This window comes from Streptomyces sp. NPDC002773 (genome assembly GCF_040295605.1).
Classification (GTDB): domain Bacteria; phylum Actinomycetota; class Actinomycetes; order Streptomycetales; family Streptomycetaceae; genus Streptomyces.
This window is the reverse complement of the sequence record NZ_JBEOVO010000003.1, coordinates 342,588-355,350: the sequence shown is the minus strand read 5'-3', so window position 1 is coordinate 355,350 and position 12,763 is coordinate 342,588. Positions and strand designations below refer to the sequence as shown.

Annotated in this window: 10 protein-coding genes; 8 read left to right on the top strand and 2 right to left on the bottom strand. The window is 74.5% G+C overall.

The features are described from left to right. The first annotated feature begins 183 nt into the window (after positions 1-183). Entirely contained in the window at positions 184-744 is a 561-nt protein-coding gene (locus ABT034_RS06810; RefSeq protein ID WP_351211979.1) for a DUF309 domain-containing protein, read from the top strand. Between the two features lie 6 nt (positions 745-750). On the opposite strand, the gene ABT034_RS06805 is transcribed toward ABT034_RS06810, so the two are convergent. Beyond that, the gene (locus tag ABT034_RS06805) at positions 751-1,125 is read right to left on the bottom strand and encodes a DUF488 domain-containing protein (protein WP_351211977.1); all 375 of its coding nucleotides are present in this window, start codon (positions 1,123-1,125) and stop codon (positions 751-753) included. An 88-nt stretch (positions 1,126-1,213) separates the two neighbouring features. Continuing rightward, positions 1,214-1,816, bottom strand: a complete 603-nt coding sequence (locus ABT034_RS06800; protein WP_351211975.1) for a TetR/AcrR family transcriptional regulator — start codon at positions 1,814-1,816, stop codon at positions 1,214-1,216. A 168-nt stretch (positions 1,817-1,984) separates the two neighbouring features. Between ABT034_RS06800 and ABT034_RS06795 the strand changes: the two genes are divergently transcribed. The 7 genes from ABT034_RS06795 to ABT034_RS06765 all read left to right on the top strand — a co-directional run bounded on the left by ABT034_RS06795 (position 1,985) and on the right by ABT034_RS06765 (position 12,733). Beyond that, positions 1,985-2,890, top strand: coding sequence for a phosphatase PAP2 family protein (locus ABT034_RS06795; RefSeq protein ID WP_351211973.1), 906 nt, complete (start codon positions 1,985-1,987; stop codon positions 2,888-2,890). Next, the gene (locus tag ABT034_RS06790; RefSeq protein WP_351211971.1) at positions 2,887-4,068 is read left to right on the top strand and encodes a DMT family transporter; all 1,182 of its coding nucleotides are present in this window, start codon (positions 2,887-2,889) and stop codon (positions 4,066-4,068) included. Before ABT034_RS06795 ends, ABT034_RS06790 begins: the two co-directional genes overlap by 4 nt. Positions 4,069-4,178: 110 nt before the next feature. Further along, entirely contained in the window at positions 4,179-5,186 is a 1,008-nt protein-coding gene (locus ABT034_RS06785; RefSeq protein ID WP_351211970.1) for an SPFH domain-containing protein, read from the top strand. Next, the gene (locus ABT034_RS06780; protein ID WP_351211969.1) at positions 5,183-6,082 is read left to right on the top strand and encodes a hypothetical protein; all 900 of its coding nucleotides are present in this window, start codon (positions 5,183-5,185) and stop codon (positions 6,080-6,082) included. Before ABT034_RS06785 ends, ABT034_RS06780 begins: the two co-directional genes overlap by 4 nt. A 266-nt stretch (positions 6,083-6,348) precedes the next feature. Next, the gene (locus tag ABT034_RS06775; protein ID WP_351211967.1) at positions 6,349-7,239 is read left to right on the top strand and encodes a GNAT family N-acetyltransferase; all 891 of its coding nucleotides are present in this window, start codon (positions 6,349-6,351) and stop codon (positions 7,237-7,239) included. Between the two features lie 575 nt (positions 7,240-7,814). After that, complete coding sequence (locus ABT034_RS06770) at positions 7,815-9,620, top strand: S8 family serine peptidase (protein WP_502972812.1); 1,806 nt, start codon at positions 7,815-7,817, stop codon at positions 9,618-9,620. Between the two features lie 227 nt (positions 9,621-9,847). After that, positions 9,848-12,733: a helix-turn-helix transcriptional regulator gene (locus ABT034_RS06765; RefSeq protein WP_351211965.1), complete on the top strand. Its 2,886-nt coding sequence runs from the start codon at positions 9,848-9,850 to the stop codon at positions 12,731-12,733. Positions 12,734-12,763 lie beyond the last annotated feature (30 nt).

Below are 12,763 nucleotides of genomic sequence, written 5' to 3'. Positions count from 1 at the left end.
GGGTCTCGAAGGGCCTGACGGGCGGCGACTGTTCGGATTCCGACGGCACCGGTGACTCACTCCCCACACGTACAACTGCCTTGACGTGACCCGCGTGACCCACGCGGACCAGTGACCCACTGGATCGATGAGCCTAGCGGTCCTGATCGTCCAAAGGGCGACAATGGACGGGTGAAGCGGACAGTGAGTGACCGTGGGAGAGACCGTGACGACGAGGGGCGTGCCCGTAGCGCGCGTCCCCGGGACGGGCTCGGCCGCCCGCTGCCGTACGGCGCGGAGGGCGTGCCCCGGCAGCCGGAGGGCGTCGTGCGCGGCCCCGCCGAGACCCTGCGGGAGGCGCAGCGGCTGCTCGACGCCGGAATGCCCTTCCACGCGCACGAGGTCTTCGAGGACGCCTGGAAGTCCGGCCCGGAGTCGGAGCGCGAGCTGTGGCAGGGCCTCGCGCAGCTCGCGGTGGGCCTGACGCACGCGGCCCGCGGCAACACGGCGGGAGGAGCGCGCCTGCTGCGCCGCGGCGCGGACCGACTGGCGGGGTGGGCGCCGGGGGGCGGTGAGACGGTTGGTGGTGAGGCGGCCGGTGAGACGGCTGCCGGTGTGACGCCAACCGGCGCGTACGGCATCGATGTCGGTGGGCTCGTGTCGTGGGCGCGGGGGTTGGCCGACCGTACGGAAGGCGTCGCGGCGGTCGGCGCGGCGGTCGACGCCGCCGGCGAGGCGCCCCGGTTGTGCCGGGACACCTCCTGAGGGTGGTTACGTCGCGGACGGGTCGAGCTCGCGTCGCAGTACCGAGGTGTGGCTGACGGCCGGGTCCTTGGCCGCCGTGAGAAGGGTCACGGTCTGCCCGGCCGCGAGCTCCCGTAGCCGGTCGAGGGCCGCGGCGGCCTCGGGGGCGGCGAGTTCGGCCTCGTACCGGCGGCAGAACTCCTCGTACTCGCCCGCCGGTCCGTGGTACCAGCGGCGGAGTTCGGCCGACGGGGTGAGGGCCTTGGGCCACTCGTCGATACGGGCGTCCGTCTTGGCGAGGCCGCGCGGCCAGAGCCGGTCGACGAGCACCCGGACACCGTCGTCGGCCGAGGGTGCCTCGTAGATCCGCCGGACGCGGACGTCATGGCTGCGTGCGGGCATGCTCCCAGCGTGCCGGACGCGGTGGGGGGTGTCCTGACGATGGGGCCGACCGGGGGCAGCTCAGCCCTTGACGCGGGGGCTCGGGGGTTCAGCCCTCGACCCGCAGGGCCGGGAGGAGGACCGCGTCCACGAAGCCGCGCATGGTCGTCGCGTCCGTGAAGCGTTCCTCGAAGAGGCGCTCGATGCGGAGCATGCCCAGGAAGCAGGGCGCGACGAATCCGATCGCCGGGTTGCCGGCGTCGACCTCGCCCCGCTCGACCGCGCGCGCCACCACCGCGTCGATCGCCGCGACCTCGGGGGCGATGACGGTCTCGCGGAGCGCGGCGCGCAGGTCGGGGTGCTGGATGAAGGCCTGGGCGACGGCCTCCATGAGTTCGGCGTCGCGTTCGCGGTGGGACGCGGCGATACGGGCCGCCTCCCGCAGGTCTCCCGCGAGGGAGCCGGCGTCGATGCCGGCGAAGACGACGCAGCGCCGCTGGGCGAGCGCGGCCGTGACGAGCTGCGGTTTGGTGCCCCACTGGCGGTAGAGCGTGGCCTTGCCGCACTTGGTGCGGGCCGCGACGCCCTCCATGGTCACCGAGTCGTAGCCGCCCTCCCGGAGGAGGCGGAGCACGGCGTCGTACAGCTCCGACTCGCGCTCCGGCGTGATCTTGCTGCGGCGGGCTGCGGCGGTCGCGGCCTCTGTGGACATCGGTCCCTCCCGGACATCTGACACGGGCACCTGACACCTGGTTCTGCACATACGAGAGTAGGGGGTGCACAATCGAGACGCAAACGTATCGAGACGTTTGCGTCTCGATGAAATCGGATCTAGGCTCACTCCGTTTGTTGCCGATTGGACGGATTAGAGGGCCGCGCGATGGCTGCCGGGACAGGCGGGATACCAGGACCACGTCCTGCGGGACCGGGGCTGACGCCTACCCCCGGCCCCACCGGGCACCACGGACACCACGGGCCCCACGGCGACGGCGGGGACACCCCGGAGGAGAGCGCGGGCGGCGAGCGCTCCGGCGAGTCCGCCAGACCGCCCCTCCTGCGCGAGCTCGCCCTCGTGACCGCGCTCTTCCTCGTCTACAAGTTCGGCCGGCTCTTCGCCAACGGCCACGAGACCCGCGCCTTCCGGAACGCCGACCGCGTCTGGGACGCCGAGCGCGCGGTCCACCTGCCGGGCGAGGGAACGATCCAGCAACTGCTCCTGCACGGCGAACCCCTGGTCCGGGCGGCGAACACGTACTACGCGGCCGTCCACTTCCCGGCCACCCTCGCCTTCCTCGTCTGGCTCTACCTGCGCCGCCCCGCCCACTACGTGTGGTCGCGCCGCGTGCTCGCGCTCCTCACCGCCGCCGCGCTCGCCGTGCACCTGCTGATGCCGCTCGCCCCGCCCCGGATGCTCGCGGCCAGCGGACTCGTCGACACCGCCCGGGTCTACGGCCCCTCGGTGTACGGCGCGACGCCGGAGACGGACTCGATGGCGAACCAGTTCGCGGCCATGCCGTCGCTGCACTTCGGCTGGGCGCTCATGGTCGCGATCGGCCTCATCGCCGCCACCCGGTCCCGATGGCGGGTCCTGTGGCTGCTCCATCCGCTGCTCACCCTGTTCGTCATCGTCGGCACCGCCAACCACTACTGGTTCGACGCGCTCGCCGCCGCCGCGCTCCTCGGTCTCGCGCTGCTCGCCGTCCGGGCCCCCGGGCACCGGACGGCGCCCCCGCCCACGCCCCGCGTCCTCGGGACGGCCCCACTCCCGGTCGGAGCCCTCCGATGAACGCCGCCACCGGAACCGTCGTCGCGGTGCTCCTCTCCCTCGTCTCGGCCGCTGGTTACGCGCTCGCCGCCGTCGCCCAGTCCCGGCTCGCCGCCGCCTCGCCCGTCCAGGACGGGCGAGGGGCGCTGCGCGCGCTGCTCGCCCACGGGCAGTGGTGGTCGGCGGTCGGCCTCAACGCCGCCGGAGCCCTCGCCCACGTGGCCGCCCTGCACTACGGGCCGTTGACCCTCGTCCAGCCACTCGGCGCGCTGACGCTCGTGGCGGCGCTGCCGCTGGGCGCGTACCACGCACGGCGCCGGGTGACCCGTACCGAGTGGCGCGGGGCGCTCTGGACCTTGGGCGGCCTGCTCGGCCTGGTCGCCGTGACCGGGCCCGCGGCGCCCGGCGAGGCGCTCAGCCTGAGCGAAGCCCTGGTCGTCGCCGCGGCGACGGCGCTCCTGATCGCGGCGCTCGCCTCCGGCCGGGGGCACGTGCACCGGGGCGGGGCGGCTGGAAGGGGTCGGCGCGGACTCGGTCACGCCACGGCCTCCGGCATCGCCTCCGGGGTCGCCTCCGCGCTCACCCAGACGCTGACGGCCGCGCTCGCGCGGGAACTGCCGGGCGGCGCGGCGGCCTGGTGGCAGACCACGCTGCTCGCCCTCCTCGTCTCGGGCTTCGCGACGGGCGGACTGCTGCTCTCGCAGGCCGCCTACCGCGGCGGCCTCGCCGCGCCGCTCGCCGTGGTCAACCTCTCCAACCCGGCGGCCGCCGCCGTGATCGGGGTGGCCCTGCTCGGCGAGACGTTCCGGGCGGGCGCGTGGGGCTGGCTCGTCGCGGCCGCCGCCTCCCTGGTCGCGGCCCGGGGCGTGGTCCTCCTGACGAAGGACGGCCCGACCGCCCCCGACCCGGACGCCACGCACGCGCGTGAAGGCAAGGGGAGCCCCGCCGTCCCCGAACCCGACACCACGCGCACGCGGGAAGACAAGGGCAGCGCCACCACCCCCGCCACGCGCACGCGTGAAGGTTGGGAGACCCGGACGGTACCGTCGCCGCGCGCGACCGCGACGGCCAGCGGGGAGGGCGCTGCCGCGTCAGCGGGCGGGGCCCTCGCGCAGCGCGTCACCATCGACGCGGCAGCGCCTCCGGCGGAGCCCGCAGCGACCGACGTGACCACGGCGAAGCTCGCGGCCACCGGCTAGGCGGGGACGGGGAGACCCTCCCGAGGCACCCGCCCGATCTTGAACTCGTCACCTTGACGAAAAGCAGCGACACCCCCTATCGTCACTCTGACGACAAGGGGGTTCCTCTCATGGCAGACATCACCCGCCGCGCCGGCTGGCGCCACCTGCGCTCCGCGCCCACCGCGCACATCCGCCACCAGCGCCGGGGCCGGCTCGTGCACGACGGCGAGGGGCTGAGCTTCTGGTTCCGGCCGCTCACCGCCGCACTCTCCGAGGTCCCGGTGAACGACCGTGAGCTCGCGATGGCGTTCCACGCCCGTACCGCCGACTTCCAGGACGTCAGCGTCCAGTCCACGGTCACGTACCGGATCGGCGACCCGGCGGCCGCCGCCACCCGGCTCGACTTCTCCATCGACCCCGACACCGGCGCGTGGCGCGGCGCCCCGCTGGAGCAGATCGCCACCCTCCTCACCGAGACCGCCCAGCAGCACGCCCTCGACGTCCTCGCCCGTACCGCGCTCGCCGAGGCGCTCGTCGACGGCGTGGCGGCGGTGCGGGACCGCGTCACGGCTGGGCTCGCGGCCGAGCCCCGGCTGCCCGCCACCGGCATCGAGGTCGTCGCCGTCCGGGTGGTGGCGATCCGCCCCGAACCCGAGGTCGAGCGCGCCCTGCGCACCCCCGCCCGGGAACAGATCCAGCAGGAGGCCGACCGGGCCACGTACGAGCGCCGCGCCGTCGCCGTCGAACGCGAACGCGCCATCGCCGAGAACGAGCTCGCCAGCAAGATCGAGCTGGCCCGGCAGGAGGAGCGGCTCGTCGAGCAGCGCGGCACCAACGCGCGCCGCGAGGCCGAGGAGAACGCCGCCGCCGACGCGGTACGGGCCGAGGCCGAGGCCGTAAGGAAGGTCCGCCTCGCGCGCGCCGAGGCCGAGGCGGCCCGTGAGGTCGGGGAGGCGCGCGCCGGTGCGCAGTCCGCGTGGCTGCGCGCGCACGCGGAGGTGGATCCCGCCACCCTGCACGCGCTCGCCGTGACCCGCGCGGCCGAGAACCTGCCCCGGATCGAGCACCTGACGCTCTCGCCTGACGTCGTGACGGGCCTGCTCGCCAAGCTGGGCGAGGGCGGGGCCCGGCCGTGAGCCTCGCGCCGCGCGCGGTGCTCGTGCACCGGACCACGGAGTACGAGGAGCTGCTCGCCCGGCACGGTACGCACGGCCAGGCCGCGTTCTTCCTGTCGGCGCGCGGCCGTTCGGTCGACGCCGTGCGCGAGCGGCACGAGCGCACCCTCCGGGCGCTGGCCGAGGTGGCGGGCGCGGTGCCACTGGCGTGGCGGCAGACCCGGGTGGAACGGGCCGACCTGGACCGGTTCCTGTTCGGTCCCGAGGACGTGGTCGTCGTGGTCGGACAGGACGGCCTGGTCGCCAACGCGGCGAAGTACCTGAGCGGTCAGCCGGTCGTCGGGATCGACGCCGACCCCGGGCGCAATCCGGGCGTCCTGGTCCGCCACCGCGCGGACCGGGCACGACGGCTGCTGCCGTACGCGGCGGGAGACGGGGCGACGGTCGACGAGCTGACGATGGTCGAGGCCGTCACGGACGACGCTCAGCGACTGCTCGCCCTGAACGAGATCTACGTCGGCCCCCGCGGCCACCAGACGGCGCGTTACACCCTGGGCCTGGACGCGACGGAGGCGCCGCCCGAGCCCCAGGCCTCCTCGGGTGTGCTGGTCGGCACCGGCACGGGAGCCACGGGGTGGCTGCGTTCCCTGTGGGAGCAGCGCTCCAGCACGCTCCCGCTGCCCTCGCCGGCGGACGCCCGGCTCGCCTGGTTCGTCCGCGAGGCCTGGCCGTCGCCGACGACCGGCACGAGCCGGGTGGAGGGGCTCCTCGATCCGGGGCAGGGCCTGCGCCTCACCGTCGAGTCGGACCGTCTCGTCGCCTTCGGGGACGGCGTCGAATCGGACGCCCTGGAACTGACGTGGGGTCAGACTGTCCGTCTCTCGGTGGCCGGTCCGCGCCTGCGTCTCGTCCACTGAGGAATGCCGGGAATGCCCCCTTCGGGCCGCCCGCGGGGCGCGGCCGGAATCGATCGGCCGTCAGCCGGCCCGGTCCCGCGCGGCGCCATGACGACGCTATGCTCGGCGCGCTTTGTCCGCTTTTCCAAGCGGTCTGTGCGCTCCGCGCGGTCCATGCGAGTCGTACGGCCCATGTTGCCCGTGCGGCCCGTGCGAGCCGTGCGACCCATACGTACCGCGCAACCGGACTGCCTCCCCGCCCGCTCCCGGCCGTCGAAGGAATCCCCATGGTCTCCGTCTCCTCCGGCTCCTCCGGCTTCGGCCCCTCCGGCTCGCTGTCCGTGTCGCCCGCCACGGCGCGGGACTGGGAGCTCGTGCGTTCCTGGGCCGCCGAGGAGGGGTGGAACCCCGGTCTCTCCGACGCCCGGGCGTTCTTCGCGCAGGACCCGCACGGTTTCTTCCTCGGGCGGATCGACGGGGAGCCGGTATCCGCCATTTCCGTCGTCACCTACGACGACGCCTACGCGTTCCTCGGCTTCTACCTCGTACGTCCCGGGCTCCGCGGCCTCGGTCACGGTCTGGCCACCTGGCAGGCCGCGCTCGCCCACGCGGGCGACCGGTCCGTCGGGCTGGACGGGGTGCCGGCGCAGCAGGACAACTACCGGCGCTCCGGCTTCTCCACGGCGTACCGCACGGCGCGGTACGTGGGCGAGGTCCCGGCCCCCGACGGTCCGGTGCCCGGTGTGATGGCCGCCTGGCGGGTCGATCCGGTCACCCTCGCCGCGTACGACAGCGCCTGCCACCACGCCGACCGGCCGCGGTTCCTCGCGGCCTGGCTGACCACGCCCGGCCACCGCGCGCTGGTCCGGGTCGTCGACGGTCGTGTGACCGGGTACGGGGTGGTCCGGCCCGCGCGGGACGAGGCACGGGTGGGGCCGCTGTTCGCGGACAGCCCGGCCGACGCGGCCGCTCTGCTCGACGGGCTGGCCGCCGAGGCGCGGGACTTCGGCTCGGCCCGGATCGCGGTCGACATGCCGGAGTCGAACCCGGCGGCGGCGCGGCTCGCCGAGGAGCGGGGTCTCGAGCCGACGTTCGAGACGGCCAGGATGTACACGGGCCCGGTGCGACCGGTGGTGCGCGAGCGCGTCTACGGTGTCACGACGCTCGAACTCGGCTGAGCACACGACGCTCGGACTCGGCTGAGGATCACCCCGCTCACGCCGCTCGGACTCGGCTGAGGGTCACACCGCACACGGCGCTCGACCCGGCTGAGGGTCACACCGCACACGGCGCTCGAACCGGCTGAGGGTCACACCGCTCACGCCGCTCGAACCCGGCTGAGCCATCCGGCCCGGCCGGGCCGACCCCGCCACCCCTCGCTCCGAGGGGCCGGTCGGCCCCGTCCCGCCCCCCGTCGCCCCTCCCCCTCGCCGACCCCCCGCCGCCCCCCGAGGGGTGACAAGGGTTTTCCCCGTATCGGGTTCACCCTCCCGTTCCCTACTGTCCTCCGCACCGGCAGATATCATCCCCCGATCGCACCCTGACAGGTGCATGAGGAGGGTGGTGTCCGCCGGTGACGGCCTTGACCCGGGCCGTCGCGCCGGTGGCGGCGCACGGGCTTCCCCAAGCCCAGGGACCGACGGACAGCGACCCCACTTCGCCCCGTGTGTCCCGCGCCGCCGCCACTGCTCCGCAGTTACGTCGTACTTGAAAGGGCCACACCTTGAACGGTTCCAGGCGGAGAGTCATATCCGTGGTCGCGAGCGCCGCCATCCTCGGCGCCGCTGCCACCACCTCCGGGGCGTTCGCCGCCGCCCCGGGCGCTGCCACCCCGAAGCCCGCGCCGGCTTCGCAGACGATGCGGGCGCTCCCCAGCGCCCCGGTCGAGAAGGTCATCGTCACCTACAAGAGCCAGGCCGCCGAGGCCGGCTCCAACACCGCCGCGAAGAGCGACACGGCCGAGAAGGCCGCGAAGACGGGCGAGCAGCTCTCCTTCGAGCGTCGCCTCGCCGGCGGTGGTGCCCTGGTCGACCTGGGCGACAGCGCCACCAAGCAGGACCTGACGGAGGTCATGGACGCGTTCCGCGCCGACCCCGCCGTCGCCTCCGTCGAGCCCGACATCCGCGCCTACGCGATGGCGGCCACGCCGAACGACACCGACTACGCCAAGCAGTGGGACCTCTTCGAGCCCACCGGCGGCATGAACGTTCCTGCGGCCTGGGACAAGACGACCGGCTCCGGCGTCACCGTCGCCGTCATCGACACCGGCTACGCCGCCCACTCCGACCTGGCGACCAACATCGTCTCCGGCTACGACTTCATCTCGGCCTCCGCCGACGCCCGCGACGGCAACGGCCGCGACGCGGACGCGAAGGACGAGGGCGACTGGAACGCCACCGACAACGAGTGCGGCACCGGTTCCAAGGCCTCCAACTCCTCCTGGCACGGCACCCACGTGGCCGGCACCATCGGCGCCGTCACGAACAACACCAAGGGCATCGCGGGCATCGCGTACAACGCGAAGATCCAGCCCGTGCGGGTGCTCGGCAAGTGCGGCGGCTCGTCCGCCGACATCGCCGACGCCATCACCTGGGCCTCCGGCGGCACCGTGCCGGGCGTCCCGGCCAACGCGAACCCGGCGAAGGTCATCAACCTGAGCCTGGGCGGCGCCAGCTCCACCTGCCCGAGCGTCTACCAGACCGCGATCAACGGCGCCGTCCAGCGCGGTACCACCGTCGTCGTCGCCGCGGGCAACAGCAACGCCAACACCTCCGGCTTCACCCCCGCGAACTGCTCGAACGTCATCACCGTGGCGTCGACCAGCCGTGAGGGCAACCGGTCGTTCTACTCCAACTTCGGCACCATCGTGGACGTGGCGGCCCCCGGCGGCGAGACCCGCCGCGGCACCGACACCCCGGGTACCGTCACCACCCCCGAGAACGGCATCTACTCCACGCTGAACTCGGGCTCGACGACCCAGTCGGCCGAGAACTACAAGCCCTACCAGGGCACCTCGATGGCGGCGCCGCACATCGCCGGCCTCGCCGCCCTGCTGAAGTCGGCCAAGAGCACCCTCACCCCGGCCGAGATCGAGTCCGCGATCAAGACCAACGCCCGCCCGCTGCCCGGCACCTGCACCGGCGGCTGCGGCAGCGGCATCGCGGACACGGCGAAGACCGTCGACGCCGTCACCGGCACCACCACGCCGCCGACCGGGAACGTCTTCACCAACGCGACCGACGTCACGATCTCCGACAACACCACCGTGTCGTCCTCGATCGCCGTCACCGGCCGCACCGGCAACGCCCCCGCCGCCCTCAAGGTCGGCGTGGACATCAAGCACACCTGGCGCGGGGACCTGGTCATCGACCTGATCGCCCCCGACGGCACGGTGCGCAACCTCAAGGCGTCCTCCTCCTCGGACAGTGCCGACAACGTCCTGACCACGTACACGGTCGACGCGTCGAGCGAGGTCGCCAACGGCACCTGGAAGCTCCAGGTCCGCGATGTGGCCTCGGGTGACACCGGCTACATCAACTCGTGGAGCCTCACCTTCTAAGGCACCACCGCTCCACCACAGAACCACCCCCCACAACAGCATCACTGCTGGTCAGCGGCGCGCTCGTGGTCTACACCACGGGCGCGTCCTGGCGTTCGGGCGCACCGCTCCGCCGGGGTGCGCTGTCCGTATGCCGGACAAGGGGCCTGGACTCCGCCGGATGGCTCCGTATTCTCTGCCCACGGGGCTCTTGGGCAGGGGGCCCGAGCGGCGGAGGTGGTGGGACAGTGACGACAGCTCCGTATGTCGCCCTGCGCCCTGCGGGCGCGGGGGCTCCCCCGGCGCCGGTGGGCCGCGAGGACCTCCTCGGTCGGCTGGAACGCGCCCTGCACACCCGCGGCCGCGCCCTGCTCACCGGGCCCGCCGGGGTCGGCAAGACCGAACTCGCGCTCGCCGAGGCGACCCGCGCGGAGGCGCGCGGCGAGACCGTGCTGTGGCTGGCGACCCTGCCGTCCGACCGTGAGATACCCGGCGCGTCGGCCGCCGCGCTCGTGGCCTCGGTGTCGGCCACGGTGGCCTGGCCGGACCTCGGCCCCGGCCGACCCGAGGCCTGCGGGGTGTTCGACGAACTTCCCGGCCCCCAGCGCACCGCCGTCGCCATGCTCTGCCGCGAGGCACCGCTCGACGCGGGCGGCTGGGACCCGATCGCGCTCCGGCTCGGCATCGCCCAGATCCTGCGCACGCTGGCCGGCCGTGGCCCCGTCCTCCTCGTCGTCGACGGCGTGCAGCACATCGACGCGGACAGCGCGGACCTGCTGCGGTTCGCCCTCCACCTGGCGCCGCCCGCGCTGCGGGTCGTCGCCGTCGAGACGCCGGAACCGTACGGCGAGGCCAAGGAGCCCCACCGCCCCGAGGACCCGCACGCCACCCACCTCTGGGTGCCGTCGGAGGCGGACGTGCTGCTGGTGCCCCCGCTCCAGGCGGACGAGATCGCCGCACTCCTCATCCACCACCGGCTCCCCTCCCGGATGGCCGGCCGCATCCACCGCGCCAGCGGCGGCAACCCCCGGCTCGCCCTCGCCGTGGGCCGCTCGCTGGCCGACGCGCGGACACCCGTGCACCACGCGGAGGCGCTGACGCTCTCCGGGCGGGCCCGCGACCTCGCCCGCCAGCTCCTGGGCGCCGCGCCCCTCGCCGTACGCGAGACGCTGCTGCTCGCCGCCCTGGCGCTGCGCCCCTCGTCGACGCTGGTACGGCGGGCCGGGCGGGCCAACGCCGAGGCGGACCTCGCGGCGGCCGAGCGGGCGGGGCTCGTCTCGCTCGCCGAGGACGGCTCGGTGACCTTCACCGCCGGGCTGCTGCCGTCCACCCTGGTGCACGACGCCTGCTGGGCCGAGCGCAGCGCCGGACACGCGGCGCTCGCCGAGGTCGTGGACGACCCCGTCGAAGCGGTACGCCACCGGGCGCTCGCCACCGACAGCCCGGACGAGGACCTCGCCGCCGAGGTCGCGGCCGCCGCCGACGTGGCGCGGCGGCGCGGCAACAGCGCCCTCGCCGCCGAACTCGCCCTGCTCGCCGCCGAGTCGACGCCCGGTCGGCACGGCAGGCGGCGGATCGCGCGGCTCGTCGACGCCGCCGAGGAGGCGGCCCGTGCCGCCCGCGCCGACCTGGCGATGCGGGCCGCCACCGATCTGCTCGCCCGGGACGCGGCTCCCTCCGACCGGGTCAGGGCGCGGCTCGCCGTACTCGACACGGCGGGCCAGGGACTGACGGGGCTCGACGAGATGTACGTCCACGCCATGGAGGACTCCGAGGGCGACACCGCCCTGCGGGCCGCCGTCCAGCTCCGCCTCGCCGTCAAGTACGTACTCGCGGACGGCGATCCGCAGCGCTCCCGCGCGGCGGCCGTCGAATCGGCCGCGCTCGCCGCCTCCATGGGCGACCCGCGTACGGCGGCGCAGGCCCTGACCGTACAGGCGCGGATGGAACGGGCCCTCGGATCACCGGACGCGGAAGCGGTGCTCGCGCAGGCTCGCGCACTGGAGCTGGCCGAGCGTCCGCTCGGGATCCGCAACGCCGCACAGATCCTGACGATCCGTCACGCCCTCTTCGACGACCGGCTCACGGACGCCCGCGACGAGCTGAACGCGCTCCTTCCCCTCGTACAGCGGCGCGGCTCGGTGGAGGACGCCATCGAGCTGTTCTCCACGCTCGCCGCGATCGAGTCCCGCAGGGGCGCGTGCCCGGCGGCCCTGGCCCACGCCGGGCAGGCCCTCGCGCTGACGCTTGAGGCGGGTCTCTCCCCGGGCCCCGCCTGGTACACCCTCGCGCTGGCGGAGACGGCAGGCGGCAGCTTCGCGCGGGCGGCGAGCTACGCCCGGCGCAGCATCCAGGCCTCGGAGGAGGAGGGCGACCGGGTCTTCCTCTCCCGCAGCCGGTACGCGCTCGGTCGCGTCCAGCTGATCAACGGGGACGTCGCCGCGGCCCTGGAGACACTGCGACGCGTCCAGGCCGACGAACGCGCGCAGTCAACCATGGACCCCTCGATGCTGCGCTGGCACGAGGAGCTCGCCGAGGCACTGCTCGCCCAGGACGCGGGCGACGAGGCGCTCGCGGTCCTCGACGAGGTACGGCCGGTGGCGTCCCGCCTCGGACGCTCCACGGTCCTGCTCGGCTGCGACCGGGCGTACGCCCTGTGGCTCGCGGCGGAGGGCCGGACCGATGAGGCGGCCGACCTGCTCACCCGCACGGCCGAGTCCTTCGGGCAGGCCGGACTGCCGCTCGAGCGGGGCCGGGCCCTGATCGCGCTCGCCCGGGTGGAGCGCCGCAGACGCCGCCGGTCGGCGGCGCAGAGCGCGCTGCACGCGGCGGCCTCGGTGTTCGAACGGGCCGGGGCGGCTCCCTGGCTGGTCCTGGCGAGCGAGACCCCGGCGGGTCCCGCGGGCGAGACCCCCGGGGGCGGTTCCGCGGGTGAGGAGGCTCCGGCCGCGCTCTCGGCGCTGACGGAGGCGGAGCTGCGCCTCGCCCGCCTCGTGGGCCAGGGCGCCAGCAACCAGGAGGCTGCGGCGAAGCTGTACCTGAGCGTGAAGACGGTCGAGGCGCGCCTCACCCGGATCTACCAGAAGCTCGACGTCCGCTCACGAGCCCAACTGGCGACGGCACTGCGCCGGTGAACGGCGTTCCGGTACGGCAATCCCCGTACC

What these genes read in the sequence shown, in the direction of transcription:
- ABT034_RS06775 (WP_351211967.1), top strand. Translation starts at nt 6,349, where the DNA reads ATGGTCTCCGTCTCCTCCGGCTCCTCCGGCTTCGGCCCCTCCGGCTCG.
- ABT034_RS06805 (WP_351211977.1), bottom strand. Translation starts at nt 1,125, where the DNA reads ATGCCCGCACGCAGCCATGACGTCCGCGTCCGGCGGATCTACGAGGCA.
- ABT034_RS06800 (WP_351211975.1), bottom strand. Translation starts at nt 1,816, where the DNA reads ATGTCCACAGAGGCCGCGACCGCCGCAGCCCGCCGCAGCAAGATCACG.
- ABT034_RS06785 (WP_351211970.1), top strand. Translation starts at nt 4,179, where the DNA reads ATGGCAGACATCACCCGCCGCGCCGGCTGGCGCCACCTGCGCTCCGCG.
- ABT034_RS06795 (WP_351211973.1), top strand. Translation starts at nt 1,985, where the DNA reads ATGGCTGCCGGGACAGGCGGGATACCAGGACCACGTCCTGCGGGACCG.
- ABT034_RS06790 (WP_351211971.1), top strand. Translation starts at nt 2,887, where the DNA reads ATGAACGCCGCCACCGGAACCGTCGTCGCGGTGCTCCTCTCCCTCGTC.